This window comes from Albidovulum aestuarii, from assembly GCF_029961185.1.
Classification (GTDB): domain Bacteria; phylum Pseudomonadota; class Alphaproteobacteria; order Rhodobacterales; family Rhodobacteraceae; genus Albidovulum; species Albidovulum aestuarii.
Genome location: NZ_JASBQQ010000003.1, coordinates 292,816 through 318,917, shown reverse-complemented (window position 1 = coordinate 318,917; position 26,102 = coordinate 292,816). Strand labels below are relative to the sequence as shown.

The window sequence follows — 26,102 nt, the reverse complement described above, 5'->3', positions numbered from 1 at the left end:
GTACCATGTCCAGCGAACTGAACATCCTCGCGCTTTACGGGCTCTACACCGCCCTCATCCTGATCCTGAAGGTCACGGGCGCCACCGGCCAGCTTGGCATGGGCTACCTCATGTCCGCCCGCGATGAGGCCAGAACGCTCACCGGCATCACCGCCCGCCTCGACCGGGCGCTTTCGAACTCGATCACCGCGATGGCGCTCTTCGCCCCCTCGATCCTGATCCTTGCCCTGAAGGACGGGTTCAGCGGTGCCACCCTCACCGCCGCACAGGCCTTCCTGATCGCCCGCGTACTCTATGTGCCTTCCTACGGGCTCGGCATCACCGGCATCCGCACGCTTCTCTGGCTCATCGGCTTCGCCGCGACCGTGATCCTCTACATCATCGCCCTGATGGCCGCATGACTTCTTCTGTTCAAAAATACTCTCTGGGGGGAGCGGCCGAATGGCCGCGTCGGGGGGCAGACAGCCCCCCGCGCGGCGCCCGGGCAGCATGCCATACGCTTGCCATACGTTTTGCCGACGCATGGCCGACACCAAAAACCAAAGGAGTGACCCATGGCTGAGTTCGACGTGATCGTGATCGGCGCCGGCCCCGGCGGCTATGTCTGCGCCATCCGCTGCGCCCAGCTCGGGCTGAAGACCGCCGTCGTGGAGGGCCGCGAAACGCTCGGCGGCACCTGCCTGAACGTCGGCTGCATCCCCTCAAAGGCGCTCCTCCATGCCAGCCATTCGCTCCACGAGGCGGAGCATAATTTCGAGAAGATGGGGCTCAAGGTTGCGGCACCGAAAGTCGACTGGAAACAGATGCTTGCCTATAAGGACGAGGTCATCGGTCAGAACACCAAGGGCATCGAGTTTCTGTTCAAAAAGAACAAGATCACCTGGCTGAAGGGCTGGGGCTCCATCCCCGAATCGGGCAAGGTCAAGGTCGGCGACGAGGTGCATGAGGCGAAGAACATCGTCATCGCCACGGGCTCTGAGCCCTCCTCGCTGCCCGGCGTGACCGTCGACGAGAAAGTCGTCGTCACCTCCACCGGCGCCTTGGAGCTTGGCAAGATCCCGAAGGAAATGGTGGTGATCGGCGCGGGCGTGATCGGGCTGGAACTTGGCTCGGTCTATGCCCGTCTGGGATCAAAGGTAACGGTCGTCGAATTCCTCGACGCCATCACCCCCGGCATGGACGCGGAAGTCCAGAAAACCTTCCAGAGATTGCTGAAAAGACAGGGGCTTACCTTCATCATGGGCGCGGCTGTTCACGGCACGACCGTCAAGGGCGGCAAGGCCAAGGTGACCTACAAACTCAGGAAGGACGACAGCGAGGCCACGCTGGACGCCGACTGCGTTCTGGTCGCCACGGGCCGAAAACCCTATACCGACGGGCTCGGGCTGGAAGCGCTTGGGGTGGAGATGGAACAGCGCGGGCAGGTGAAAACCGACGACCACTGGCGGACCAATATCAAGGGCCTCTACGCCATCGGCGACGCCATCGTGGGGCCGATGCTCGCCCACAAGGCCGAGGACGAGGGCATGGCGGTGGCCGAGGTCATCGCCGGCAAGCACGGCCACGTTAACTACAATGTAATCCCCGGCGTGATATACACCGCGCCGGAAGTGGCCACGGTCGGCAAGACCGAGGAGCAGTTGAAGGAAGAGGGCCGCGCCTACAAAGTCGGCAAGTTCGCCTTCATGGGCAATGGCCGCGCCAAGGCGGTGTTTCAGGGCGACGGCTTCGTGAAACTGCTCGCCGACAAGGAAACCGACCGCATCCTCGGCGCCCATATCATCGGGCCCGCGGCGGGCGAGTTGATCCATGAGATCTGCGTCGGCATGGAATTCGGCGCGGCGGCCGATGATATCGCACTGACCTGCCATGCCCACCCGACCTTCTCGGAAGCTGTCCGCGAAGCGGCACTTGCCTGCGGCGACGGTCCGATCCACAGCTAGTAGCGTTCAGACAAATCCACGGTACAAGCGGGTTTCGCCACGAAATAGTCCGGCGGAACCCATTGTGCGTTCAGAACGATGGCATTCGCCCCATCCGTCGCTATATTATTGTATTCGAATACTTTCTTTCCACTATCGGTCAATTCGATGATCCGTCCTTCCGCTGGGACCACCACCAGATGGTCTCCATTCGGCAACCGCTGGTGCTTTCCCTGGCTGACGGAATAAAACCTGCTGTCCTCGCCCTGCCATCTTAGCTGCGTTTCTCCGGTCAACGTGCTGACAGTCACGATATTGGACCGGCCATGCTGTGGGTTGTTGTCGTAGACGTCGATCAAGCCGTCACCAATAAAGTCGGGATCGTGCTGACGCCGCCAAGGCCCGTACTTCGCCCATCGTATTGCCAAGGTTTCAGGATCGAGAACCGCGACCATATCCAAATTGCGGAGGCTGAGCAAAAGGTCCCCCGCCTCGAAACCGGGATACTGATCTGCCATTTCTGCGCTAAGGGGTTCAACATCATTGGGATGAAACACGTCGCGTGCAAACGCGGGGTTGTTCTGATCGTCAGAAAGGAACTCGAAATCTTCGGAAAGACGCAAAAGCCGGACGTTGTCCGCCGAGGCATTGAACACGCTCTGCATTTGAATTTCGCGCAAAATTTTCCCCGTGTCGGCATCGAGTTTCATGATCGACTGAAGGTTGCTTTCGTGATGGTCCGGACTGCCCCAGGTCCACAATGCACCACTATCGTCGAGTTCAATAGAATGATGATACGAGCCTTGCGCAATCCACATGGGCCTTGAACAACTGTCCAGCCTCGCAATTGCCGCTCCGCGCCGTCCGAAGTTCACGAGAATAGAACCATCGGCCAGCACCATCATACCATGAGGATTGACGTCCTCAGTCGCTTCGCCCGGCAGAAGTGTCAGATAGCTGATCGGCCACACATGTACTTGCCGACTTTCGCTATCGAGAAGTCGTATCGAATAAGTCCCGAGATCCGCGTCGAAAAGCAAGAGCGCCCTGTAACCCTGCAGGAACCTCTCAGGATCCAGGATTTTGGCGCGCGCTTCGCCCTCAGATACCGTTGCCTTGGCGTATTGTTCCTCCCGACCCCAAAGTCCGGTTCGAAGAAATGCCTTACCCTGACGTATCAGCGTGACAACTTGGTCGGTCGGCCAAAGAGCATAGTGTCGGTAAACGAACCCCAGCCCAAAGCAGAGCATCAGCGCTAGAAACAGTGCTGCACATAGCGAAAGAAGTCTGGCAGAGCGGGACATCGTACTCCTGATCGCGTTGTTTCAGGCAAATTGATGCCCTTAAACACCGCGCAGGTCCAGTCTAAGCGAGTTCCGGGCGGCACCCGCGCGTCAGCCGGTCAGGTGGCGCAGGCCTTGCGTCACATCGGTCCGCACCGCCAATCGCAAGGCCGGCTCATCACCCGCCTTCAGCGCGGCGATGATCATGCGGTGGTGCTGGGGCGGCTCGGACCGGCTGAGACGGGAATAAAGCGCCCGCATCGTCGGGCCAAGCTGAAGCCAGACCGTTTCGGCAACCGCCAGCATGGCCGGGGCCTGGGCGCGCAGGTAAAGCGTCCGGTGAAATTCGAGATTTGTGCGGATATAGGCCACCGGGTCGCGCTTCACGGCCGCTTCCGCATTTGCCATGTTGATCGCCTGCAACCGCTCAATCAGCGCCATGTGCGCGCGCGGCAGGGCACGGCTTGCCAGTTCTGTCTCGATCAGCGCCCGCAGGCTCGCCAGTTCCTCAATTCGTTCGTTGGTGAGGTCGGGCGTCGTGACGCGACCCGACGAGGACAGTGTGAGCGCCCCCTCGGCGGCAAGTCGGCGCAGGGCTTCGCGGGCGGGGGTCATTGACACGCCGTAGGTCTTGGCGAGACCACGCAATGTCAGCGCCTGACCCGGACCGATCTCGCCATGCATGATTTGTTGCCGCAAAGACCGGTACAACCGGTCATGGGCGGCAAGTCCGGCATCTGCGGGGCGCGGGGATGAAAGCATGCCGCCAGTGATCACAAAGCGGTGGCCTGCGTCAATTGCCCTTGCGCACGGTTAGCCGCCAAAGTCCACGCGGTGCAGGGTCGGCCCATGTGTCCGCAGCCAGCGCCGGTGCCGGGCATAGTCCGGCATCAAACCCGCGACCACCGCCCAGAAATCAGGCGAATGGTTCATCTCCACAAGATGCGCGACCTCATGGGCTGCGACATAGTCCAGCACGTCTGGCGGCGCCATGATCAGCCGCCAGGAATACATCAACTGCCCGTCGACGGTGCAGGAGCCCCAGCGCGACCGCGTATCGCGCAGGGTGAGACGGGTGAATCGGCACCCGATCGCAGCGGCATGTGTTTCGCTCGCCGCCTGCAGGCGCTGCCGCGCCGCGAGTTTCAGGAACGCCAGCACACGCGGCGCTACATTGCTCACCCCCTGAGGCACCAGAATTGCATCACCCTCGACCCGGACCGCCCTGACCGGCGCCCCGGTCACGGTCAACTGCCGTCCTTCAAAGGGCAGAAGCATCCCTCGATCGACGCGGAGCGATTCCCCCGCGCCAAGGACAGCCTGCCGCAGCCAGCCTTCCTTCTCGCGGGCGAAAGCCAGCGCTTCGGCCTCGCGCGCACGGGCCGGCATGGACAGCGTCACCCGACCGTCCAGCCGCGACACGCGGAGCGAAAACCGCCGGGCCCGGGCGGAGCGGCGCAGCGTGATCTCCAGGGGAGGGTCTCCGGGCAATCTGTGCTGAGTCATGGGATCCTTCCGTCACCCCAGATTACCGCGGCCACCGGCAGGGAAAAGGCCAAAGCGCGACGTCGCGCGAAATGCGGCCGAAAGCCTTTGACAGCCCCGCACACTTGTGGCAGTTGGCACCGACTCTCGAATAGACGTGCACGGAAGGAGTGTTCCATGCCCAAGGACGAATGGGGCGTCAAGCGCCTTTGCCCGCATTGCGCCAGCCGGTTCTACGACCTGCAGCGCGACCCGATGACCTGCCCGGAATGCGGTCACACCTTCACGGCCGAAAGCCTCGTGGCCGGTCGCGGCCGGACCCTGATCAGCGAAAAGGCGGCGCCGAAGGCCACTGATCTCGATACCGACGATCTGACGGATGATACGGATCTCGACGATGATGCCGCCGACTCGGATATCGACGACGATCTCTTGGAAGATGACGACGACGATGATGTCTCGCTCGACGATATCGCCGACGTCGCAGGCAATGACGACGACAGCTGACCAAAGCAGGCTGTCTCCTTCCTCACACATTTCCCCCGGGCGCGGCACTGTCGCGCCCGTTTCGTTTGCACCCGTGGATACTGGCCCGCATTCTGTGGGGCCGTGCGATTTTTCCCTTGCGCCGCCCCACCGCGTTGCCTATATCGCGCCTCACGCGGGCGGCAACGCCCGGACCTCAGGTGGGGCCATAGCTCAGTTGGGAGAGCGCTTGAATGGCATTCAAGAGGTCAGGGGTTCGACTCCCCTTGGCTCCACCAATCATTTCACTCAATGTATTAATAACAAATAGAATTTTCTAAGAGCGAGCCGCTTATTCCGCCGTTTTTTCCGCCGGATGATGGCTTTCCATAGCTTTGCGTCGAGCAATTCGCAGTGCTTCACTTTACGAATTGAAGTTCTGTCCAGCACGTTCAAGTCCACACCAAATTGCAGCGGTGCCGCTGATGAAGTTACGGACCTGTAGCCGATTCCTCCACGTGCCAGTGAGTGCCGTTCACCTTGCCACACTTTCCGCAGCGAAGTTTTCCTTCGATCAACTTGATGCGTTCGTATGGCTCAAACATCTCGCGCATCTTGGAAGCCGATACCCTGCCCTTGTGGCCACAGTTCATACACTCCACGACGAGAGCGTGGCAGTCTTGGAAGTCCTCAACACGAAGGTTGTAGCGAGGGGCGAGCACGATGCGCCTGTTCTTGTTGGGAAAGGCGCGTCCGTCGTTCTTGTGCTGAGGGGTAGTGCGGCGACTCATGATAAGGAACAATAGGAGAACATTTTGCGACCTCAAAGATTGATGACGACCCCAGTTCGCACTAAATTTCGCGATTGTTCCAAACACCGAGGGGATGTCCGCAACCCACCAAAAGAATTTGACGAAAACCGACACGTAGCGTGGTAGCGTGTAAGTATTTCGCGCTTCACAGACCATTTCAAACGTGGAGATTTCATGCGTTGGATTATTGGAATGCTGATTGTCGCAGCCCTCGCTTACGCGGTATGGCAGGGACCAGAACAACCCCACTCCGCCCCGACATCTGCCGCAGTCGATTCCATCGTCCCCGAAACGGCTAATGACGATGCAGCACCCCAAACAAACTCCGAGCGTTCCACGCGTCTAGTGGCTCAATCTAGCTCAGCGGCCAAGGACGTAGCCACCACAGCCGCCACCGCATCGACACCGGTTTTTGTAACCGGCGACAGGGTAAACCTCAGGGCAGGACCATCCCTAGCCGACCGATCGATTGGGCAATTATCGAAAGGTACCCACGCCATGTTGCTGAGTGAGCGAGAGGGCTGGAGCGAAATCGAAACTCCGCTTGGTCGTGGCTGGATGGCAAGCCGTTTCGTTTCGCGCACAGCGCCAGTGGCGGCGACTCCCAACGCGATCAAACAGCGGTCCGTTGCAGCCCCGACGTCGGCGGAGATTAGGCGGGCGAAGGCCGAAATTATTGAACAGAGCATTGCCGCATATCCTGGTTCCTGCCCCTGCCCATACAACAGAGACAGAGCCGGGCGTCGTTGCGGGGGCAGAAGTGCGTGGTCCAAACCCGGTGGCTACAACCCGATTTGCTATGAAAGTGATGTGTCCGAGGCGCGACTTTCAACCTATTTTGCCAGAAGGCGCGGGGCTACGAACTAGCTGGTATCTGGAGACTAGGTGCTGTCCAAGGCCGCCACTCGGCAGTTTCGTTCTTTCCTCAAGACTAACTCCCCTTCATCGCGGACCATTCGGGCGAGCACGTTCACCAACCAGCACATCTCGACTGCATCCGGTGGCCGCCCGCTGCGCTTCCAGTTTCAACGCGCACTGCCACGCGGGGTGGCACCACCCATGCCATGAACCCGGACTCGACCACGCCTGGAGTCACTTTAATCAATCTGCCCAAGCTCAGCGGAGACCTTCGCTGCGGCGGACTGGCTCGCGAGTATTCGCCGACCATAGCGGGCGGGCATTTCCGGCGATGTCCAACGCCCCGCCACCATGATGGCTGACAGATCACACCCGATCCGGAAGGCATCATGCACACCGCCCACACGGGTAGAGTGAGCCGATACGTCGTCGCGACCTGTGCATCGCTTGATGATGCGCGAAATCGTTGCCGGGTCCATTTGTTGAACCCGGCCATTTTGCTGTGACTTCGTCAGCATCGGATCGTCCGGCTTGAGGTTCGCCAGTCTGATCCATTCCAACACGGCATTAGTTCCGGCCTCTGAAAGAAACGCATACGCGCCCTCACCATAGGGGTCGGTCTTCGAGCGTGATACGTAGAGCAGACTAGACCCGTTGTCCTGACGAATGAGGTCCTTGACCTTGAACGCGACAATTTCCGAAGAGCGGCACCAGCTGTCGGTTGCGACCCAAAGAACCGCCTTGTCCCGCATTTCGATACGACTGGCTCCAAGGCGCTTTATCGCTGCGAGGACTTCCTTCTTGCAAAGAGCAGGAGCTTGCCGAACGCCAGCGCCATAAGTTCGCTTGACACCTTTCAGTGCCAGTTCCACCAACCTGTGTCGGCACGGATTCGGCTGGAACGCGGCCCGATGCATCTCGGAAATCGCCCAGAGCCGTGTTTCGATGGTCGTGCTTCTAATCTTGCCCCCTAGATGCTCCACATAGTTGGCAATTACGCGCGGCTCAATTGGTGGCTCGGGATCGATCCCGCGAGACTGACACCAAAGTGCAAAGGTCTTCTTGATCTGACGGTAATTCCTGATTGTAGCTGGGGCGAAGGCTGCTTCGGACCGCATCCGGTATTCCTCGATAAGCGATGCCCGGGTGTCAGCGGAAACGCCCGATAGTCGAACGACGGTCTCCAAGCGCTCTTCTTCACGGTTAAACAATCCTGCCATGGCTGAACTCCAAGTTGGTGGAATTTGGAGACCCGGCGACGCACCGGGAAATGCTGAATCGTTAACTAAATCTTAACCTATTTCGTCCAAGATGGGGCACGCGACGTCGGAGGACCCAAGATGAGGACGGATAGGCTTGAGCAGCTTGAAATGGCGGTTCTCGACTATGTCGAGCGGTACGGGCTAACAGAAAAGGCGCGCGAATGTTTCTCGCCCGATATGGGGCAGGAGGAAAACCATGCACGCGCCCAGCCTCGCAGATCCACAGAACCTAATCGACCTCCCCGCTAGGATACCCCCTTACTGGAACATCCTCGAATTTTGCCGCCACATCGGACTTCAGAAACTGCCCGGAAGACCAGCATATTGGGTTGCCCGCGTTCGCAGGAAGGACGGGGGATACCGTCAGGGCAGACTTGCGCCTGCCCAACTCCCCGGATTAGCTGGCCTACCATACGACTCCGCGCTTTGCCTGGCGCATCAGTGGTTTTCTTCCGCCGAAGTGTCTGAAATCGCATCGCAACCATACCCTGTCGGCACCACCCGACACCTCAAATACACCAAGACCATTTGCGGCTTTACAATAGGAGACGCACTGGGGGACTACGTAGAATGGAAGCGGGTTGCGGCGTCTCGCACGCACTTCGAAACAACCCTCTCGCTGATCAACCACCATATCATTCCACGTCTTGGCGATGTTCCGGTGGACGAGCTTACATCGAGGCGGTTCACCGAGTTCTGCCGGGACGTTCTCGAAACAGCTCCGAAGCGAGGCAAACAAAAGCCACGGCCAAAGCGTCGAATAGATGAACTTGACAGTGAAGCGCTTAGGAAACGTAAAAAGACGGTCAACGCGCTCGTCAGCATCCTACGTCTGGCACTCCGTATGGCCTGGGAGAACGGAGAAACCGATTCCGACCGCGCGTGGCGTTGCCTGCGGCGAGTCCCGAATGCCGATGCGCCGCGCCATATCTTCTTGTCACGAGACGAATGCCGACGCCTGCTCGCTCAGTGTCACCACGACTTGGCCGACCTTGTCAGAGCTGCGTTGTACACAGGGTGTCGGGTTTCGGAACTTTGCAGGCTTCGTGTGCAAGACTTAGACGACAAATCCCGCAGCATCTACATCCAATCATCCAAGAATGGCAAAGCCCGCTACGCGTTTCTGACGCAAGCAGGCATGGCCTTTTTCGAGAGGCTGTGTGACGGCAGGAACTCCGACGACCTCGTGTTCGTCATGTCAAGCGGGAGGCGCTGGTCCGGCGGACACAGGCACATATTCAAAGCCGCCGTCGTCAGGGCTGGGCTGCCGACAGGTTTCGTGTTTCATGGGCTTCGACACACATACGCAAGCCAGTTGGTACAGGCCGGGATGCCGCTCGCATTCATTGCCCGCCAGTTAGGTCATTCAAATACTGACACCGTCAGCCGGACTTATGGCCACCTGACTTTTGCCAACATGACCGCCGAACTTGAGCGGCGGTTCGAGCCTATCGACCTCGAAATGGCAAATTTCCAATCAAATAGGGAATACCGACCGACGAGTGTGCAGGCAGCGCTAGAATTCTGCTCTTGGCCGTCCAGCAACTTTTTCCAGGGTGGTGGAGATTTAGTAAGATCAATGCGCCCAGCGCGCTTGGATCGAACTGACAACTAGCACCGTCACCATTCCCAAACCATCATTAACTCGCTCACCCATTCACTGTAGCCTGATTCACTGACATTCCACAAACTTCGTGAACTTTGACGCCACCTGAGCAAGCTCCTCGGGTTCTAACCGCTGCGCACGTGCGCTGGTTACCGGCGCTACGTTGTTCTGTGCCATGAAAAGCTTGGCGATTTCGCCGCGAATGGCGAAGTTCACGTTCTGAGGAATGTCGCCGATTGATTCATTGACGAGCATGGCATCCAATTTTGAAACCACCACGCCGACAACCTTTCCCTCCGCATTGAGGACTGGTCCACCGGAGTTCCCAGGCTGCACGGGTGCTGAGATCTGCATCGTGTTCCCGTCGCCCCCAACTCCCTTGAGGCTGGTCAACGATCCGCGAGTTACATTCAGCCCACCGAGCAGACCTGCGAGCGGATACCCAACGACCGTAACGTCAGAATTCAGCATGGCTGGATTTGAAGAAAACTCCGCTACCGGTTGGCCAGAAAATGTGGAGCCAAAAAGCAGCGCCAGATCAATGCTTGCGTCCGATTGGATCACGGTCACGGGCGCACCTTCGATTGAAATTGCCCCGCAGTCTTGGACTACATGTGCGTTAGTTAGGACGTGACCCATATGCGAGACGATGAATCCCGTTCCAGAGCCTTTGCGCCGCTCCGCATTCTTAGGTGTATCCAATGAGGCGTTGGGTGCAGCATCGGCCGGGGGAGGTTCGGCGCGCTGCGTTGCCTGCTCACGATCCAATACGGCGTTTAGCGTGGCGTAACCGGTCGAAAGAAGTCCAATGGGCAAATAGATGTCAGGCGCACGGCCTCGCCGAATGCTGCCACTTACTGCAGCCATGATTCCGCTATCGGCTTGGCTCGTGGAAAGCATGATAGTTGACCAACGTCCTGCCCGAAAATCGGATCGGGTGTACAGCGTGAGGCTGTTTGGGGTCTTGGCGCTAGTCACCCAATACCCGTCTTTCCGAACGGTATAGGGCGCGGTACCCGCTATGGCTGCCTGAAATGTGTATTCGTGCAGGCGAGATACTTGATCGGCGTCACCCCGTGTCAGGGAGTAGCCAAGAGAGCTATTTTCGTGGTTCCAATTCAGAAAAACTTCGGATTCCTGTCCCTTTCTGAGATGCCCAGACGGAATCAGCAATGACATGTCGAGTGCGTCTAAGTAGGTTTCGGTCCAACCTTCCGAATGCATCATTTCTGCCGCAGCACCGGCTAGGAGCGCCGGTAACCAGTTCGGGACCGGCCCGACGATTTCTGTCTTCTCCGCGTAACGCTCGATTGATCGCTGACTACCAGTTCCCCAATAACCGTCAATAATTCCGGTGTAGCTGTTTTCGAATGCGAGAGCGGTCTGGAGAAATCGCACCTCGGCTTCAGTGAGGCGACGCGCATCGAATTCGTCGCGCAACTCGGATTCGGTGTAGGCGCGTGCCGTCGCGGTGAATGAACCGGTGAGGACTAAGCAGAGTGCAACTATCCATTGCAGCGTTTTGTTTACGCTCAAACCTCTTGGTTTCCTAAACATAGCGCCTCCAACATTTGACACAGGCGGAACGTTGTGAGTAGCCAAACCAGAGGGTTTGGTACACTGCGTTTCTATCGCTGCCTGCGCCAATCCCATGGCATCATGAATTCGCTCGCCCAAATGCCCAGCCCGGTCCGCCGCGCACGGTCCTCTTGTTTCACGTAGTCCCGGCCATACCGACGATAGGCCACTGCCCAGCCGTTGGCGACCATCCAAGCGTTCAAGTCCTCGCCGTCTTGGCTGCACACAGCCACAAGCCGCCCGTACCGGTCAATGTCGCGAACATTGCAGAACACCGGCGTAAGGCCGATCCGGTCCGCAAGCGCAAAGGAAGCATCCTTACCGCAATTCCACACCTTGCCTTCGGGACGGTAGCACCGCTGGCGGCTTTCGATAGCGTCGATGGCGTGCAGGCGGATGCGCTGGCCGTGAATCTCGATGGTATCGCCGTCGATGACAGAGGCGATGCCGGAGATGGTTTCGGCGCGGACTGGAGGTGCGAGCGCGACCCATACAACGGCCGCACCCGAAAATATCACGCGCCGGAAAGAAGGCACGCTACTCGCTGACATCCTCCCGGTTCCTAAGCTCAGTGACAATGATAGGGCTTCGAGCCTGCGTGGCAGCACTGTCCTGCCGGGGAATCCTTGCGGCAGCCGCCGCTGTGTTCAAAGGTCGCTTCATTGTCAAATAACACCTGAGTTGCAGCAAGAGCGGGCTGCGCAGCGAACGCTAGCGCAAACGACACAATTGTCAGTGCGTTTTTCATAAGTCTTTCCCTTCACTTATTTTTTCTCTGCAAATCACCCTACAGTACAACCAGCATCACAGGATAATGTCGAATACGGAAGTACAATTCGCGCGGCCAAGAGCGGACACCCGAATTCAGAAGAGTCGGAGCCGGACATGCCAACCCCGACCGCCCCAAAATCTTATTGACCGGTCTTACGGGTGAGCGCTTGCTGGGCCTTGATCTTTTCCATCGTGGCCAGAACTACCGCCACGCGTTTTTCGTCGGCAGGATGCGTTCCCCAGAAACTCAACTTGCCGCCCTTCGACCGCGCCGCCTCGTCGCGCGCAAAGTATTGTGCGCCCTTGACCGGGTCGTATCCTGCATAATGGGCGATGTGAGTGCCGAGCATGTCGCTCTCAAGTTCGTAGGTCTGCGAAAAGGCAACTTGGCCGACTGCAGCGCCTAGCTCCATGCTACGAGAAACGTTGTTCGGGTCGTAGTACTGCCCAGCTGACGCGGCGGAAGCGTTGCCGTACGCCGCAATGGCACCCAAGAGGAGTCACCCTCCCCGTTCACAATCTTCGCCAGTTCGGTCAACGCGCCTGACCCGGCCCGTGAGCGGATTGTGAAGTCGTAAGGATAGCGGTTGGCATAGCCGGGGCGACGAACGCGGGCGGCAATGCGTATGTCGCGGCCAGGCTTACATCGAAACACGCTCAACAAGCTGGACAGGGGCGAGGGAAAGGCCTCGACTGTGCAGCACGTCAGATTGGCGCTGGAAGCGCAGGGCATTCAATTCCTTAGCGACGGATATGTGTCGTTAGGCGAGGGCGTGTCATTCAAGGAAAAGTGAGATGGCAGAGATCGAAACCGAAGACGACCCCGTTGGCTACAATGACCAAATCCGGGCACTTGAGCGCGAAAGAACTCAAAGTCTCGTCGGCATCATGGCGGGGCTGCTGGCGCTCTGGTTTTTCAAATCCGCGACGTTCCCAGAAGCCAGTATGACGATTATCATTCTGTTGGCTCTCGGCATATTTATAGTTTTTTCAGAGGTGCGGTCAGCGCGCATAGAAGCAATCATCGACAGAGCGCGCCGTGATGGAGTTCGAATTAAACGAGCTTAGCCGGTTCTCCGGGGTCGTGCGGGCAATAGCGTTATCGATTTTGCGCCCACGTATTAGAGCGAGCTACGCCGTCAACCTACTTTGGCTTTGCAACACCAATAGTGTGGTGGCTCCAGTCCAAATGCTTGCGAAGTCGCTCTGCCTTGCGTTTGTCTCGTGCGATGGAGACGGCCTCCATCAGCTTTCTGATAATACTCATAATGTTCTCCTGGCGAGGCGTCGCGACTCGGATAGCCATGGGTGCGTAGTTGCAGCATTACAAACATCGCATGAACGACTGGTGATGGCTCCGTAGCGGTTCGTTCATGTTAACTTAGGATGAGCCCACATCGCCGCTGCGGGAACATCATTGACGCAGTGAAGGCACACACAACCCTCGACTCGTTCGATACCCACACTTAACGGGTGCGAATCCTGACCTTCGACCGGTCAAGTTGTGGCAAACAAATGACCCGATTTTGGCGGTTTGTCCACGCTATGGAAACAAACCTCACGTAACGAAACAGCTTTGTTTCCACATTCAAGAAGGGACATATCTCGATGGATAAGTTCCTCGATTGAGGGAAAAAGTGGATAATGATTCACAGATGTTACGCGTTGTTAACGAGTGTCTGGTTGCAAGTAAGTACGAGTGTTTTTCCTGATCTGGTGTCGCCCAAAAGTGTTGATCGGGCGGCACCGGTCCACCTGAATTCAACTCAGGTTGGTTCGGTTTCCATCCACCAGATTGCATTTGCCTTCGGCATGCTCGTAGGTGTCGTACTCTTGCGGGTCGTGATCTAAAGCGGCAGCCAGTCTTCAGGCACAACCGACTGCGCAACTACTCCGCCATTCCGTCCGGCAGTGGCATCATGGTTAACGACATTCCGATGCGCCGCTCGTACTCATGCGAACGCCAATACACGGCCAGGGCCATCGAGGAGGCGCGCGTTCCCTTCCAATCCGTTGACCGGCTGCGCACTGCAATCAGCTGCTCTTGCAATGCGCTTAGTCTTCCAGAAACAGTATCGACGGCACCGCCTCGTACTCTTCTACGAAGATATCCAGTCCGGCGGATGCTTCATCGACATATGTCATCGCGCCAGCCCCGCAATTCTGCGGGCTTCTCGCCCTAGTTCAGCGGCCAGCCTACGCATCGCAATCGCGGCCTTGGACCGTCCTCCGTGCTTCCACATGCCGTGAGCCGGGCCGGACGGCGCACCGCCTCCAGCACCGTGATTGCGACAAACCTTCCACCCATTCACCGCCGGTGCGCCGCACCGCTTTCCGGTCCTCTTGGATTTCGCATGGCATCGAGGTGCAGCTTGCGCGCTGGCCATGGGGTTATCGCCGCTTTTTCTCATGTCACCCCCTCCCCCCATGCTTGACGGGGCCAACTATGGCCTGACCACCTTCGTTGACCGTGACGTGTTCCACCGTCACTTTCTGCTGGCCGCCATGACGGAATCGCTTGAGAGCATCGATTTGCGCCGCGAACGTCCGCATGAACTTGTTCGCGGCTCGCTCGGCGCTGTCCCGTCCTGGCAGAGTCGAACCGTTCATGTAGAGTCGGGACGCTTCCATTGAACAAATGTGCGCCGCAGCCATTTGGGTTGCCAAAAGCATCTCCATTTCGTTTTCCGGCTCGACGCTTTTTACAAACGCGATTGCGAACTGCATCTGCTGCTCATTCACGCATTGCATCGAGACGGCATTGCCGATTTGGCTTAGAAATCCGTCCAGAATTTTCGTATCTTCCGTGCCAAGCGCCTTCATGAGCGCCTCGACATTTGCCTCCGAGCTTGTTTCACCGATATGCACACGTGCGACTCCGTCTTCCATCTCCACCGAGATGTTCGGCGCTTCTGAGGGCTTCTGCCGCGCAGCGGAAGCGCCGGTAATTTCATCGCGCGTCTCCTCCAGTTCCGATCCAGTCATCGTGCACCTCCGGCAAAGTCGCTTCCAAACAGCCCCATCGGCGCAACCGTTCGCGCGACCGGATTCCGGCGTCATGCCAATGAGTTCATTGCCTGCCATTTTCAGTTTCCTTTTCCGTTTGTGTTTGTGCCCAAGCTCTCTGTCGCAAGGCGCGACCTAAGCGTGCTCGGAAGCGGCCCCACCTTGGGTGCTCCGGTTCCGTTCGCTTCCTTTCTCTGCAATTTCGACGGTTCGGCTCGCGACCAAGCATCGTCGTCAAGCGTGCCGAAAAATCGCGCCGTCTCGTCTTTTTCTTCGTCTTTGTCTTCGTATCCGTCTTGTCTAAGTCTCGTCTCGTCTACGTCTCGTGTGCCCACACGGTCCCGGCACGGTGCCGACACGGTGTCCTTGGAGGAGGTTGAAAGAACGGGCAGGATCGAAGCCATTTCAGCCCTGACAGCTTTGCTGGTGGCGGCAATCTCGTCCGTGAGAGCTTCGAGGAAGTCGTCGCCCATGTCCTGGAAGGTCGATTTCAGGAACGGGCCAAGGACGTCACGAAGCTTGCCGCGTTCGGGGCTGTCGGGTTTCCATCCCTGCGCCCTCTGAAGGGCGGCCACGGAAAACTCGGCTACGGCGCGCAAGAACATGCTCGCGTCGCCATTAGTATTGCCCAACGCGTCCTGAAAGTCGCCAACCAGCGAAATACAGCGCGAGGCGTTTTCGGGAGGACGTTGACGATGGAAGCCGACGATCCGAACCATTTCCTCGGCGTCGTCGAATTCGATAAGCCCCACCTCTGCCAGCCGGGTACGGGCGGTCTCGAATTCGTCTGGTGTCAGGCAGGCATCGTGCGCCCACATGACGTTCGGGTAGTGAAACACGCCGGAGAAGCTGGCGAAGGGCGTGAGATGGACGCAGAGATACGCCCATTTCTCGGCATGGCTGAGGCCGCGCATCTTCTGCGATTTCAGAAGGCCGCAGTTGATCTGCGCGAAGGTTTTGCCGCTCATATCGTTGCCCTCCGCGTGATCTGCTCGGGCAGAGCGGCGATTTTCGGCGCGTGACCCCCGGTTTTGCTGTGCCACACCCGGGCCAGCGCGTTTCGGGTCTGGAAGTACCCGACGGCCTTCCAGCGCGCTCCAGCACAGCTTTCCTGAGAAGTCCTTCGCTTCTGCAGGATCCACTGAATGTGGTCACGACAGGCGATGACGCGGTAACCACCACGGCGAAATACCTCGCCGTGGTAGCTGTCAGCAGTCTCGCGATGTTCGAGTGGGGCCGTCATTCGCTGCCCTCCCCATAGACGATGGGGGCGAGCCAAGTGGCCTGTGCGGAGTCAAAGCCGAGCCTGCGAAGATGGAGGATGCGAAGCTGGTTCATGCCGCGCCCTCCAGTTCGGCGGCTTTCTCAAGGGCCGCGCAGAGGTCGGACAACAGATCAAGACGCAAGGCGATGCCCTGCTTGCCGGGGCTGTATTCGCCCGAGCCGTCATCGAACCAGACCCGAATGTTCAGGAGCCTATGCCCCTTGTAGTCCTGGACCTCGACGCGGAATTCTTCGCGGGCGTTTTTCGGGATGGTGGCAATGTGCATCACGCCGCCTCCCGATCCGCTTCGACACGGCGAACCCGGCTGCGAAGAACATAGCGTGCATGTGTTCCCGGCCAGTCGCCGCCATGAGGTTCGTGAACCGTCTCAATCTCAACGCCCATGCCCCGGATGTCGTGGGTGTATGCACTCCAACGAGGCCCGGGATGGTCAATCGGGGTACAACCTATCTCACCGGCGGCAATAAGGCATTCCAGCGCCCAGCGCTCCCTGCCATTAACCATGATGATGTTTTCGGTTCCGTCTGGGGCGATGACGGCGTATTTGGCGTTGCCCCATTTCTTGGTGTCAGTCTGCATCTTGTTACCTCGGTCATTGAAAGCCGGGGCCGGATGCGGTATTCCTTGCGTATCGCCACACGGAATAGCCCCCGTCCGGTTCGTCCGGCGGGGGTTTCTTATGCGGCCTCACGGGCGGCTTCGGCCTTGGCGAGATACGCGTCAATCTCCGCGTCGCTCCACCGCGTCATGCCGCCGATGCGAATTGGTTTCGGGAAGTCACGCTCGGTCTTGGCTTTGCGCCAAACCGTCGCCGAGTGACAATGGAGCCGTTCGGCCACCACGGTCACAGGGGAGTAGGTCGTTGCCATTTGCAGTCCTCCGTTTCGGATGACTGCATGATGTCTCAAATTATTTCATTGTAAATCAATTGCTTAGGCCAAAACCTCGCGAGCTTTTGGCCCAAGTGCTTAATCAGCGGCGTATCCCAGTTCTTGAAGCTTCTTGCGCATGTACGGTCCGAATTTTTTGTATGCCCTTTCTACGACCCGAAGCGAAACTTTCTCGCGTTGCGCAAGCGATACGCAGGCCGCGTCAATGCTGAGCGTGCTTCCCTGAAGCTTCGTCTGAACGATATCCAGAACGACTTGTTTTGCTAGCCGCCGGTCCCGGTCTTTAGTGGCCTGCAAATTCCGCGTCGGGCTGACACCCTGCTTGTCACCCTCGATCTGCATTGACTGACCTAAGGACAGCGCATTGCTGGGCTCAATGTAATTTAGCCATCCCAAAACAATCGGTCGGAGCAAGCCAACCGGCACTTCAACTGTCTCCTCGCGCCATGCTTTTACCGGGAAAACTGCGCGCAGTTTCGCGGGATCTATCTCCCTGGCGGAGAATATTGCTGCGAGAAGCTCAAACGCCGCGTAGCTCTCAGGCTGGGAGCCCGTCGCGACCTCATCGGCCATTTGCCGCATTCGCGCTCCAAGAGAACGCAAGAACTTAGTTTCATCAGTCTCTAATCTCATCCCCGCACCATCTGCACCACGTCCCCGGCCTTGCCGGTCGCGTAGCGTCCCCAGGTTTCCATCAGTGTACGCCGCCGCTTGAACAAGTCAGACCGGGCATAGGCGCGTTCGACCTCGTTGCCGGTCGCGTGTGATAGCGCGGCCTCAGCGACTTCCCTTTCGGCATGGGCGCTTTCGCTGCACCAGTCGCGGAACGTTGAACGGAAGCCATGTACGGTGATGTCATCGCGCTTCATCCGCATAAGGAGCGCCTTGAACACCATGACGGATTGTTCCTGTGCGTTCCCCTTCCGGTCGCGTTTGGGGCCGGGGAACACCAAATCAGGATCAAGGCCTTGCATTGCCTCAAGCACCGCCATGGCCTCTGGCGAAAGCGGGACGCGGTGCGGCAGGCCGCGCTTCATCCGCTCGCCGGGCACGGTCCAAACCCGTTCAACGAGATCGATTTCAGCCCAACGCGCGCCGCGCGCCTCCCCTGACCGCGCAGCCGTCAGGATGATGAATTCCAGCGTTCGCGCCGAGACGCCTTCACGTTCGCGCAAGTCGGCCATGAAGGTGGGAACCACCTGCCATGCCAGCGCGGGCAGATGCTCGGCCCGGCGCTTGACCACCGGCAGAGCCTTCTTGAGCCCATTGACCGGGTTTTCGTTCGGATAGTGCCCAGCGCCCTTGGCCCAATCGAAGATGGTCGATAGCCGTTGCTTCAGGCGCTTTGCCGTTTCGTGTTTCTCAGTCCAGATCGGCGACAGTACGTTCAGAACGTCGGCGGTGCCGATGGTTTCAAGAAAACGATTGCCAAACGTCGGATAGGCGTAGGTCTCCACCGACGACAACCACGTGTCCGCGTGCTTCTTGTTCCGCCATGTCGGCAGAAGCTGCTTGTGCACACGCTCCGCAGCCTCTTTGAAGGTCAGCATTTCGCGCCGCTTTTCATCGAGGGGGTTCACGCCCTGCCTCGCCATCTTCCGGAGCGGCAATGCTGCCTCTCTCGCTTCGGCCAGCGAAACAAGCGACGTTGACCCGAGGCCAATTTCAACCCGGTATGGGCTACCTTCGCCGGTCATGCGCCCCTTTACCGTCGCGCGCAGCACCCATGACTTCGTGCCGCCGGGCGCGACGTAGAGATACAACCCGTTGCCATCACCATATCGGCCCGGGAGCTTTAGGGCTTCAACCTTCCTGGCGCTGAGCTTCACTTTTCCACCGATTTTTTCAGCCGTTTTTTCCGCCGAAAATCATACGATTGTATGCGGTGCGTTGCAACGTCTTGCAACGGAGGAAATTGAAGAATACCTAATGTCAGTTGGTTACAAGCGACGCCATGCGACAGCTTGCTAGTTGACCTTGGTAGACCTTGGCTCCACCAATTCTCACATTCTAAGCAGATGAAAAGACCAAGAAATCACTGCGATGATTTCAGGTGTCCCACTCAGCCCATCATGAAGCGCAACCGGCTCGTAACGGGCGTGCGGCGCTCAGGTTATTGGCTAAAAGGCTTGACTGCGGTTAACGGATGGAAAGATCCGGCAGTCACGCAGTCCGTCATTCTACCGGAAGTGCTTGCGATTTAGACCGCGACCCGCAACAGAACGAGGCCGACGAACATGCCAAGAGCGAACGCTGCCTGGTGGATGGAAATCGAGCCAGCCTGAGCTGGCGCTACATGAACCGGTGCCGCCCGATCTACACTTTCGGGCGGCACCAGATCTGGAAAAACACTCGTACGCACTGACAATCGGACACTCGCTAACAACGCTTAACACCTGTGGATCAGTATCGCCTGTTTCCCTCGATCGGGGAACTTATCTATCGAGATATGTCCCTTCTCGAATTTGGAAACAAAGGCTCTGCATGACGTAGCGTTCGTCTCCGAAACATGCTCAAACTGCCAAAATCGCGTCATTTGCAGGCCATGCCTACGCCCGTCAAAGGTCAGGATTCGTCGGTCGCTAATGCCATCGACACGTGAGTCGCAGGGGCGGGCAAACTTCCGCCCTCAGGTGGTCCGCGCAATCCTCCCCCCATCTGCGAAAGGTTCACAGCGCGATTATCCTGAGTGGAACAGTGTCCTTCGGCAGAGATTTCCGGAGAGCTGCGCCCCTGTCGATTCCATCCGCTTTGGCGTCGCAACTGCAGGTGGCTACAGGTGTAGCCTCCGGCGATCCGCACGGCATGGCTGTGCGTCCTCCGCCAGGTCACGCGTCAGAATTTTGCGGCGCGCGCTTCAGTCCCCCGCACCCCATGTATCCGACAGGCGATAGCCGCCCGGCCATGGATCAGAGGGGTCGAGCATGTGCTGGTGGATACCGGTGATCCAGCCGCGCCCGGATATCTCCGGGATGATCGCGGGACGGCCTGCGACCTCCGCCCGACCGGCGATTCGGCCGGTGAAGGTGCTGTCGATGATCGAGCGGGCGGTGAGAGTCTGTCCCTCTGCCATCACGCCTTTCGCATGCAGCACCGCCATCCGGGCCGAAACGCCCGTGCCGGTGGGTGAACGGTCAACCTTGCCCGGCTGGATCGCGACGGCGGAGCGGGCTGCGAAGCCGTCGCCGGTCTGCTCCAGCGGTCCGGCGAAGAGGCAGAAGGAGATATGATCCCAGTCGGGCTGTTCGGGATGGGCAAAGCCAAGCTTGGCATTCGCGGCATTGGTGATCTTCGTCCCCAGCCGGGCGATGTCGCGCGCCTCGTCGGGTGAGACCTGCAGGCCCAGTGCCTCGGCCTCGACGATCACAAAGCTGTCGCCGCCAAAGGCGGTGTCGACCTTCAGCGTGCCGATGCCTTCGACCTCCAGCGCCGCATCCAGCCGGTCGGCGAAAGAGGGCAGGTTCTGCACAGTGATCCGCTCTGCCTTGCCATCCCGGCACTCGGCGCGGACCCGGACGAGGCCGCCGGGGGCCTCCAGCACCAGTTCGGTCACCGGCTCCACCATCGGCAGGATGCCCGCATCCAGCAGCACAGTCGCCACGCAGATCGAGTTCGAGCCGGACATGGGTGGCGTGTCCTCGGGCTCCATGATGATGAAACCCATCTTGGCGTCGGGGTGCTTCGGAGGCACCAGAATGTTCACATGACGGAAGACCCCGCCCCTCGGTTCGTTCAGCATAAAGGCGCGAAGCGCACCGTCCTCGGCGATGAACCTCCGCTGGTCCCAGAGCGTGTCGCCGGGCGGGGGCGTCACGCCGCCGACGATGACATCGCCCACCTCGCCCTCGGCATGGGCAGAGATGACATGGATGGTCTTGGTCGTGCGCATGGATCGTCCTTCAGGTCAGCCAGTCGGGCGGGGTCGCGGGGGCCTTGCCGGTGATCGCTGCGGTCGCGCAGTCGGCGAGGCTGCCGAAACGCACGGCGCGGCCGGACAGGGCCGGGGCGTAATGGGCGTATTTGCCGGAATTGGTCATCAGCGTGCGGGTGGCGGGCGGAAAGACGGGTTCGGAGATTGAGCACCAGCAGAGATCGGGGATGATGCGGACACCAACCGCTTGCAGCCGGTCGAGCGTGCCGTCCTTGCCGAGGGCCTTCAGCGTGTCGCGGCCTGCGGTAACGATGGCGGTGGTGCCGGAAAGAACGCGGTTGCCGTCCAGCAGGTCCGCCAGCGACCGGCATTCCGCCGCCGAGATATGCGGGGAGCCGAAAGCGACGAGGTCAATCTCTGCCGGACCGGAATTGAACTGCGCCCATGTCTGCGCCAGATCGGCACGGGTGATATGGACCGTGTCGGCATCCGGCGTTGGGGGCAGATGCGCCTCGGGCGTGACCCCGGCCACATGCAGCATGGGGGCTGCCGACGAGGTGCCGAAAGCGGCGCAGAGTGCCTTGAGATCGTCTTCGCCGGGCTTCGAGGTTTCAAGCCCAGTCAGGAGAGGGATGCGGTCGGGGGCCAGCCTGCCCGCAAGGTAACCGAGCATCGGCCAGAGCGCATCGTCATGGCCCTCGGGCAGATCGACATGGATGATCCGGCGCGGGGCGCGGTCAGCGTCGAGATAGACGCCCGACAAGGGCGCCCGCCCGGTCAGTGCGATGCAGAGGTCGAGGAAATCCGGGTGCTTCACCGTCCGCGCGCCAAGCACCGAATTGGCATAGATCACGGCGTTGGATTCCGACCAGCCGATAGGCTCGCCGGTCGCTGGCGCGTCGTCGAGCAGGTAGGGCGCACAGGTGAAGGTCGGTTTTGCCCCCATCTCGGTATAGGCGTCGGCTAAAGCGGCCGCCGGGCTGCCGAAGCTGTCCGCCACGCCCTGCTGCCGCCAGTTCGCGTGATCGACCGAGATGGCATTGGTCGTGGTCGGGATGTGGACCCTTGCCCCCATATCGGCCATCTTCCGTGCGAAGGTCAGGTTGGCGGGGCTGGCATAGATGCAGCCGTCGATATGGGCGCGGGTGACATCGGTGAGCGCCGTCGCGCCCTGTGCGGCGGCCATGGTGATCAGGATCTGCATCGCGATCTCAACCGCGCGACCCTCCGCCCCCGCCAGCATGGCGCGGTCGGTTTCGGTGAGCTGCATTCGGTCGGTCGCGAGGGGGCTGAGCGGAAGGGACAGCGAACCGGCCCGCAGCCGGTCTTCGGTGATGCGGGCCGATGGTTCGGCGGTGAGGGCGGCGTAATCGCCGGGGTCGAACCGCAGGACTGGCAGGGGCCGGTCAAAGAGGGTTCCCGCAATCAGCGCGCCAAGGGTCAGCACATCCTCGGCCTCGCGGAAGATCAGCGCGGCGGGGGCGTGACCGTTCAGCGCGAGTTCGAGAAGGACGCCGCTGCCGGTGCAGGAGCCGCGGCTGGTCGGCATCATCACGATCCTGCCCGCCAGATCGGCCCCGCAGTCGGGGTGATGCGCGTCGATCAGGTGGCCCGTCGCGGGATCGACGCCGCCCCAGAAGCTTAGGCCCTCGGTGAGCGCGAGGACCGGCCCTTCGGCCAAACCGGCGGTGATGCGTCGGGCCATTGGGGGCTCCTTGCGTCTCAGGTCACGACGAAACCATGGGCGAAGGGGTCGCGCTCGTCGATGAAAATCGTGTTCAGGCCGGTGACCCGCGCCCATCCGGCGATGGAGGGGATGATGGCGTCGGTGTCGCCGACCTTGGTCCGGCCTTCGATCCTGCCTCTGAAAAGCGAACCGATGATGCTTTCGTGGACGAAATCCTCGCCATCCGTCAGCCGCCCCTTCGCCGCCCAATGCGCCATGCGGGCCGAGGTGCCGGTGCCACAGGGCGAGCGGTCGATGGCCTTGTCGCCGTAGAAGACGGCGTTGCGGGCGGTGGCCTCGGCATGTTTCGGCGCGCCGGTCCAGAGGATATGGGACAGGCCTTTGATCTCGGGCTTTTCGGGATGGGTGAAGCTGTATTTTTGATTGAGCGCCTTGCGGAGCTTCGGGCTCCAGCCGACGAGGTCGATTGCGCGGTGGTCTTCGATGTCGCGAAAGTTCTTCTGCGGCTCGACGATGGCATAGAAGTTGCCGCCATAGGCGACGTCCACCGTGATCTCGCCGAGGCCGTCCACCTCGGCGGTCAGCCCCTCGGAATGGAGGAAGGCGGGGACGTTGGTCAGGCGCACCTCTTCGACAAAGCGCCCCTCCTGCCGGTATTCGGCGATGACCAGCCCGGCGGGAGTATCGAGCCGGAGGATGCCGGGGGTTTTCGGCGTGACGAGGCCGTTTTCGATGGCGGTCGTCACGGTGCCGATAGTCCCGTGGCCGCACATAGGCAGGCAGCCGGAGGTCTCGATAAAGAGGACGCCCACATCGCAATCCTCCCGCGTCGGCGGATAGAGGATGGACCCCGACATCTGGTCGTGGCCGCGCGGCTCATACATCAGCCCGGTGCGGATCCAGTCATATTCGGCCAGGAAATGCGCGCGGCGTTCGAGCATGGTCTTGCCCTGCAATTGCGGCGCGCCGCCAGCGACGAGGCGGACCGGGTTGCCGCAAGTATGGCCGTCGATGCAGAGGAAGGTGTGGCTGGTCATAGAAGGCCCTTGAAACGGTTCGGCGCGAACGGGGTGAGGTCGATGGCCGGCGTTGCACCGGTCAGGAGGCTTGCCACAAGATCAGCCGTGCCGGCCGATTGCGTGAGGCCCAGATGGCCATGGCCGAAGGCATAGATGACGTTCGGTGCGCGGGTGGCCCGGCCGATGGCAGGCAGCGTGTCGGGCAGCGACGGGCGGAAACCCATCCATTCGGTGCCGCCCTCTATCTTCAGCCCGGGCAGGAAACCCTCGGCCTTCTTCAGCATCGCCTTTGAGCGCGCGTAGTTCGGCGGCAGGTCAAGCCCGCCGAGTTCCACCGCACCGCCGATCCGGATGCCGGTCGAAAGGGGCGCTGCGACAAAGCCGTGCTCGGAGAAGGTGATGTGGCGGCGAAGGTCGAAGGCGCCGGGCGGCAGGGTGGTGTTGTAGCCGCGCTCGGTCTCCAAGGGGATGCGGTCGCCGAGACTTCCGGCTAGGCGGTGGGAATGGGCACCTGCGGCAACGACGGCCTGGCGGGCGGCGAGCACCGAGCCATCGGCGACGTGGATCGTCACGCCGTCCGCATTGGCCGACAGTGCGCGAGCCTCGGCGATGCCGATCCTGCCGCCCTTCCCGGTCAGCGCCTCTGCAAGTGCCAGCGTGTAGAGCTTCGGATCGGCGATGGCCCACCAATCCTCGGTCGCGATGGCATGGGTGAAGCGTGGCGACAGTCCGGGCTGAACCTCGGCAATCGCATCCGCCCCGACGAGCGGGCGGAAATTGTAGCCGTAATGCGTGGCCTTATCGCAATCTTTGCGGGCGGCGTCAAAGGCACGTGCAGATTCGAAGACCTGCATCTGGCCGGTCTTGCGCAGCATGTCGGACGTGCCGGTCAGCGCCATCGCGGGTTCCAGCGCCTTCTTCGCATGCGCCATCAGTGCAGCCTGCGCGCGCGTCGAGGCGGCCACCCGGCCCGGCAGGCTCGCCTTTGCGAAGCGCAGCATCCAGGGAACCATCATCGGCGCGTAGCGAAGCGGAAGCGATAGTGGACCCAGGGGATCAAGCAGCCATTTCGGCGAGGCCATCAGCGTGTCGGGCGAGGCGAGCGGGTGAATTTCGGAAAACGCGAACGCCCCGGCATTTCCCGCCGACGCCCCGGCGGCGGGGCCAGTGCGGTCGATGACCAGAACGCTCATGCCGCGAGAGAGCGCAGCATGAGCAACGGAGAGCCCGATCACGCCCGCGCCGATTACGACCAGATCGGTCTGGGAGGTTTGGTCGGCAGAGGCGGTGGTGGTCGCGGTCAATTCGGGCCAGTCTCCTAAAGGGTCAGGGCATCAGGCAGCCCTGACGAATTTACCCAGATCGGGGCGGCAGGCGATACGCTCTTTTACAAGCGCCTCTACACGCGCACGGTGATCGCCGGTCAACGGCATCCGGGGCGCGCGGACATGTTCGGTGGAGCCGATGGCCAGGGCTTCGGCCAGCTTGATCTGCTGGACGAGGAAGGTGGAGACATCGAGGTCGAGAAGCGGGCGGAACCAGCGGTAAATCTCGCGCGCCTCTTCGATCCGGCTCGCTTTGGCGAGGTCATAGATCGCCTGATTTTCCTTCGGGAAGGCGATGGAGACGCCCGAAACCCAGCCGTCGCAGCCCATCAGGATCGCCTCAAGGCCAAGGTTGTCGACCCCGGTCAGGACCTTGAACCGGGTGCCGACGGTGTTGAAGATCTCGGTGCAGCGGCGGATGTCGTCACTGCTTTCCTTGATCGCCACCATCAGCGGGTTTTCGGCCAGCTCCACCATCATCTCGGGCGTGACATCGACGCGGTAGCCGACGCGGTTCGAATAGATCATCACCGGCACGCCACCGGCATTGGCGATGGCGTTGAGGTTGGCGATCGTCTCGGCCCGGTTGGTGTGGTAGATCGGCGAGGGCACGACCATGATGCCGTCCGCGCCCGCCTTCGCCGCACGCGCGGCCAGATCGCAGGCCTCGCGGGTGCCTGCCTCGGACACGGTCAGAAGGGCGGGCTTACTGCCGGTCACAGACTTGGCGATCTTCAGCACTTCCAGCCGTTCGTCGGGCGACAGCATATTGCCCTCGCCCAAAGTGCCGCAGGTGATCAGGCCCGCATTGCCCGCGTCGATCTGAAGGCCGAAGCAGCGCTCCATCTCGGCACGGTCCAGCGCGCCGTCAGCCGTGAACTTCGTCGTCACGGCGGGCATCATTCCACTCCACATGAGCGTATCCTTTCCTCGGATGGGGGCCGGCATCGGGGCCGGAAGAATCTTCGTGACTTGGA

At 60.3% G+C, this 26,102-nt stretch carries 27 protein-coding genes and 1 tRNA gene; 7 read left to right on the top strand and 21 right to left on the bottom strand.

Annotated elements, in window-relative coordinates:
* Positions 1–5 precede the first annotated feature (5 nt).
* Positions 6–401, top strand: coding sequence for an MAPEG family protein (locus tag QKW60_RS09620; RefSeq protein ID WP_282368334.1), 396 nt, complete (start codon positions 6–8; stop codon positions 399–401).
* Between the two features lie 153 nt (positions 402–554).
* Entirely contained in the window at positions 555–1,943 is a 1,389-nt protein-coding gene (gene lpdA / locus QKW60_RS09615; RefSeq protein WP_282368333.1) for a dihydrolipoyl dehydrogenase, read from the top strand.
* Here lpdA and QKW60_RS09610 read toward each other — a convergent pair.
* The 3 genes from QKW60_RS09610 to QKW60_RS09600 form a co-directional block, all read right to left on the bottom strand.
* On the bottom strand, positions 1,940–3,226 hold the full coding sequence (locus tag QKW60_RS09610; RefSeq protein WP_282368331.1) for an arylsulfotransferase family protein: 1,287 nt from the start codon (positions 3,224–3,226) through the stop codon (positions 1,940–1,942). The genes lpdA and QKW60_RS09610 overlap by 4 nt on opposite strands.
* Before the next feature lie 90 nt (positions 3,227–3,316).
* Entirely contained in the window at positions 3,317–3,967 is a 651-nt protein-coding gene (locus tag QKW60_RS09605; RefSeq protein WP_282368329.1) for a GntR family transcriptional regulator, read from the bottom strand.
* A gap of 51 nt (positions 3,968–4,018) precedes the next feature.
* On the bottom strand, positions 4,019–4,711 hold the full coding sequence (locus tag QKW60_RS09600; protein WP_282368327.1) for a M48 family metallopeptidase: 693 nt from the start codon (positions 4,709–4,711) through the stop codon (positions 4,019–4,021).
* Between the two features lie 156 nt (positions 4,712–4,867).
* Between QKW60_RS09600 and QKW60_RS09595 the strand changes: the two genes are divergently transcribed.
* The 3 genes from QKW60_RS09595 (at position 4,868) to QKW60_RS21045 (ending at position 6,834) form a co-directional block, all read left to right on the top strand.
* A complete protein-coding gene (locus tag QKW60_RS09595) occupies positions 4,868–5,197 on the top strand; it encodes a TIGR02300 family protein (protein ID WP_282368325.1) in 330 nt (109 codons plus the stop codon).
* Positions 5,198–5,378: 181 nt separating this feature from the next.
* Positions 5,379–5,454, top strand: a tRNA-Ala gene (locus tag QKW60_RS09590).
* Positions 5,455–6,141: 687 nt separating this feature from the next.
* Positions 6,142–6,834, top strand: coding sequence for an SH3 domain-containing protein (locus tag QKW60_RS21045; protein WP_419762669.1), 693 nt, complete (start codon positions 6,142–6,144; stop codon positions 6,832–6,834).
* 230 nt (positions 6,835–7,064) lie between these two features.
* Here the strand turns inward: QKW60_RS21045 and QKW60_RS09585 are convergent, their stop codons facing one another.
* Entirely contained in the window at positions 7,065–8,045 is a 981-nt protein-coding gene (locus QKW60_RS09585) for a tyrosine-type recombinase/integrase (RefSeq protein ID WP_282368323.1), read from the bottom strand.
* Positions 8,046–8,283: 238 nt separating this feature from the next.
* Between QKW60_RS09585 and QKW60_RS09580 the strand changes: the two genes are divergently transcribed.
* Entirely contained in the window at positions 8,284–9,702 is a 1,419-nt protein-coding gene (locus QKW60_RS09580) for a tyrosine-type recombinase/integrase (protein ID WP_282368321.1), read from the top strand.
* Between the two features lie 57 nt (positions 9,703–9,759).
* Here the strand turns inward: QKW60_RS09580 and QKW60_RS09575 are convergent, their stop codons facing one another.
* From QKW60_RS09575 to QKW60_RS09565, 3 genes are all read right to left on the bottom strand, one after another.
* Positions 9,760–11,229, bottom strand: a complete 1,470-nt coding sequence (locus tag QKW60_RS09575; RefSeq protein WP_282368320.1) for a S1 family peptidase — start codon at positions 11,227–11,229, stop codon at positions 9,760–9,762.
* A 92-nt stretch (positions 11,230–11,321) separates the two neighbouring features.
* Positions 11,322–11,822 (bottom strand): thermonuclease family protein, encoded by a 501-nt coding sequence (locus QKW60_RS09570; protein ID WP_282368318.1) that lies wholly within the window; start codon positions 11,820–11,822, stop codon positions 11,322–11,324.
* 360 nt (positions 11,823–12,182) lie between these two features.
* The gene (locus tag QKW60_RS09565) at positions 12,183–12,536 is read right to left on the bottom strand and encodes a M48 family metalloprotease (protein ID WP_282368316.1); all 354 of its coding nucleotides are present in this window, start codon (positions 12,534–12,536) and stop codon (positions 12,183–12,185) included.
* Between the two features lie 301 nt (positions 12,537–12,837).
* On the opposite strand from QKW60_RS09565, the gene QKW60_RS09560 reads away from it, so the two are divergent.
* A complete protein-coding gene (locus QKW60_RS09560) occupies positions 12,838–13,110 on the top strand; it encodes a hypothetical protein (RefSeq protein WP_282368315.1) in 273 nt (90 codons plus the stop codon).
* Positions 13,111–13,186: 76 nt separating this feature from the next.
* Here the strand turns inward: QKW60_RS09560 and QKW60_RS09555 are convergent, their stop codons facing one another.
* From QKW60_RS09555 to QKW60_RS09490, 14 genes are all read right to left on the bottom strand, one after another.
* On the bottom strand, positions 13,187–13,309 hold the full coding sequence (locus QKW60_RS09555; RefSeq protein WP_282368313.1) for a hypothetical protein: 123 nt from the start codon (positions 13,307–13,309) through the stop codon (positions 13,187–13,189).
* A 1,145-nt stretch (positions 13,310–14,454) separates the two neighbouring features.
* Positions 14,455–15,126, bottom strand: a complete 672-nt coding sequence (locus QKW60_RS09550) for a hypothetical protein (protein ID WP_282368311.1) — start codon at positions 15,124–15,126, stop codon at positions 14,455–14,457.
* A gap of 2 nt (positions 15,127–15,128) precedes the next feature.
* Positions 15,129–16,016 (bottom strand): hypothetical protein, encoded by an 888-nt coding sequence (locus QKW60_RS09545; protein WP_282368309.1) that lies wholly within the window; start codon positions 16,014–16,016, stop codon positions 15,129–15,131.
* On the bottom strand, positions 16,013–16,291 hold the full coding sequence (locus QKW60_RS09540) for a hypothetical protein (RefSeq protein WP_282368308.1): 279 nt from the start codon (positions 16,289–16,291) through the stop codon (positions 16,013–16,015). The genes QKW60_RS09545 and QKW60_RS09540 overlap by 4 nt, the downstream gene beginning before the upstream one ends.
* A gap of 91 nt (positions 16,292–16,382) precedes the next feature.
* The gene (locus tag QKW60_RS09535) at positions 16,383–16,598 is read right to left on the bottom strand and encodes a transcriptional coactivator p15/PC4 family protein (protein WP_282368306.1); all 216 of its coding nucleotides are present in this window, start codon (positions 16,596–16,598) and stop codon (positions 16,383–16,385) included.
* Positions 16,598–16,912 carry a winged helix domain-containing protein gene (locus QKW60_RS09530; RefSeq protein WP_282368304.1) on the bottom strand — a complete coding sequence of 105 codons (315 nt, stop codon included), beginning with the start codon at positions 16,910–16,912 and terminating at the stop codon, positions 16,598–16,600. The genes QKW60_RS09535 and QKW60_RS09530 overlap by 1 nt, the downstream gene beginning before the upstream one ends.
* Before the next feature lie 98 nt (positions 16,913–17,010).
* On the bottom strand, positions 17,011–17,202 hold the full coding sequence (locus QKW60_RS09525) for a helix-turn-helix transcriptional regulator (protein ID WP_336619161.1): 192 nt from the start codon (positions 17,200–17,202) through the stop codon (positions 17,011–17,013).
* A gap of 99 nt (positions 17,203–17,301) precedes the next feature.
* A complete protein-coding gene (locus QKW60_RS09520) occupies positions 17,302–17,796 on the bottom strand; it encodes a hypothetical protein (RefSeq protein ID WP_282368300.1) in 495 nt (164 codons plus the stop codon).
* Between the two features lie 56 nt (positions 17,797–17,852).
* Complete coding sequence (locus tag QKW60_RS09515) at positions 17,853–19,052, bottom strand: tyrosine-type recombinase/integrase (protein WP_282368298.1); 1,200 nt, start codon at positions 19,050–19,052, stop codon at positions 17,853–17,855.
* A gap of 1,028 nt (positions 19,053–20,080) precedes the next feature.
* The gene (locus QKW60_RS09510; protein WP_282368297.1) at positions 20,081–21,112 is read right to left on the bottom strand and encodes a trans-3-hydroxy-L-proline dehydratase; all 1,032 of its coding nucleotides are present in this window, start codon (positions 21,110–21,112) and stop codon (positions 20,081–20,083) included.
* Positions 21,113–21,122: 10 nt separating this feature from the next.
* Entirely contained in the window at positions 21,123–22,799 is a 1,677-nt protein-coding gene (gene lhpI, locus QKW60_RS09505) for a cis-3-hydroxy-L-proline dehydratase (RefSeq protein WP_282368296.1), read from the bottom strand.
* 17 nt (positions 22,800–22,816) lie between these two features.
* Positions 22,817–23,818 (bottom strand): 4-hydroxyproline epimerase, encoded by a 1,002-nt coding sequence (locus QKW60_RS09500; protein ID WP_282368295.1) that lies wholly within the window; start codon positions 23,816–23,818, stop codon positions 22,817–22,819.
* A complete protein-coding gene (locus tag QKW60_RS09495; protein WP_282368293.1) occupies positions 23,815–25,104 on the bottom strand; it encodes an NAD(P)/FAD-dependent oxidoreductase in 1,290 nt (429 codons plus the stop codon). Before QKW60_RS09495 ends, QKW60_RS09500 begins: the two co-directional genes overlap by 4 nt.
* A 30-nt stretch (positions 25,105–25,134) precedes the next feature.
* Positions 25,135–26,040 carry a dihydrodipicolinate synthase family protein gene (locus QKW60_RS09490; RefSeq protein WP_282368290.1) on the bottom strand — a complete coding sequence of 302 codons (906 nt, stop codon included), beginning with the start codon at positions 26,038–26,040 and terminating at the stop codon, positions 25,135–25,137.
* Positions 26,041–26,102: the final 62 nt, after the last annotated feature.

Coding starts and splice junctions, on each gene's coding strand:
- QKW60_RS09550 (WP_282368311.1), bottom strand. CDS start 15,126: ATGGCAGGCAATGAACTCATTGGCATGACGCCGGAATCCGGTCGCGCG.
- QKW60_RS09595 (WP_282368325.1), top strand. CDS start 4,868: ATGCCCAAGGACGAATGGGGCGTCAAGCGCCTTTGCCCGCATTGCGCC.
- QKW60_RS09520 (WP_282368300.1), bottom strand. CDS start 17,796: ATGGCCGATGAGGTCGCGACGGGCTCCCAGCCTGAGAGCTACGCGGCG.
- QKW60_RS09600 (WP_282368327.1), bottom strand. CDS start 4,711: ATGACTCAGCACAGATTGCCCGGAGACCCTCCCCTGGAGATCACGCTG.
- QKW60_RS09570 (WP_282368318.1), bottom strand. CDS start 11,822: ATGTCAGCGAGTAGCGTGCCTTCTTTCCGGCGCGTGATATTTTCGGGT.
- lpdA (WP_282368333.1), top strand. CDS start 555: ATGGCTGAGTTCGACGTGATCGTGATCGGCGCCGGCCCCGGCGGCTAT.
- QKW60_RS09560 (WP_282368315.1), top strand. CDS start 12,838: ATGGCAGAGATCGAAACCGAAGACGACCCCGTTGGCTACAATGACCAA.
- QKW60_RS09585 (WP_282368323.1), bottom strand. CDS start 8,045: ATGGCAGGATTGTTTAACCGTGAAGAAGAGCGCTTGGAGACCGTCGTT.
- QKW60_RS09545 (WP_282368309.1), bottom strand. CDS start 16,016: ATGAGCGGCAAAACCTTCGCGCAGATCAACTGCGGCCTTCTGAAATCG.
- QKW60_RS09525 (WP_336619161.1), bottom strand. CDS start 17,202: ATGGCAACGACCTACTCCCCTGTGACCGTGGTGGCCGAACGGCTCCAT.
- lhpI (WP_282368296.1), bottom strand. CDS start 22,799: ATGGCCCGACGCATCACCGCCGGTTTGGCCGAAGGGCCGGTCCTCGCG.
- QKW60_RS09620 (WP_282368334.1), top strand. CDS start 6: ATGTCCAGCGAACTGAACATCCTCGCGCTTTACGGGCTCTACACCGCC.
- QKW60_RS09490 (WP_282368290.1), bottom strand. CDS start 26,040: ATGTGGAGTGGAATGATGCCCGCCGTGACGACGAAGTTCACGGCTGAC.
- QKW60_RS09535 (WP_282368306.1), bottom strand. CDS start 16,598: ATGCACATTGCCACCATCCCGAAAAACGCCCGCGAAGAATTCCGCGTC.
- QKW60_RS09555 (WP_282368313.1), bottom strand. CDS start 13,309: ATGAGTATTATCAGAAAGCTGATGGAGGCCGTCTCCATCGCACGAGAC.
- QKW60_RS21045 (WP_419762669.1), top strand. CDS start 6,142: ATGCGTTGGATTATTGGAATGCTGATTGTCGCAGCCCTCGCTTACGCG.
- QKW60_RS09500 (WP_282368295.1), bottom strand. CDS start 23,818: ATGACCAGCCACACCTTCCTCTGCATCGACGGCCATACTTGCGGCAAC.
- QKW60_RS09510 (WP_282368297.1), bottom strand. CDS start 21,112: ATGCGCACGACCAAGACCATCCATGTCATCTCTGCCCATGCCGAGGGC.
- QKW60_RS09540 (WP_282368308.1), bottom strand. CDS start 16,291: ATGACGGCCCCACTCGAACATCGCGAGACTGCTGACAGCTACCACGGC.
- QKW60_RS09580 (WP_282368321.1), top strand. CDS start 8,284: ATGCACGCGCCCAGCCTCGCAGATCCACAGAACCTAATCGACCTCCCC.
- QKW60_RS09605 (WP_282368329.1), bottom strand. CDS start 3,967: ATGCTTTCATCCCCGCGCCCCGCAGATGCCGGACTTGCCGCCCATGAC.
- QKW60_RS09610 (WP_282368331.1), bottom strand. CDS start 3,226: ATGTCCCGCTCTGCCAGACTTCTTTCGCTATGTGCAGCACTGTTTCTA.
- QKW60_RS09530 (WP_282368304.1), bottom strand. CDS start 16,912: ATGCAGACTGACACCAAGAAATGGGGCAACGCCAAATACGCCGTCATC.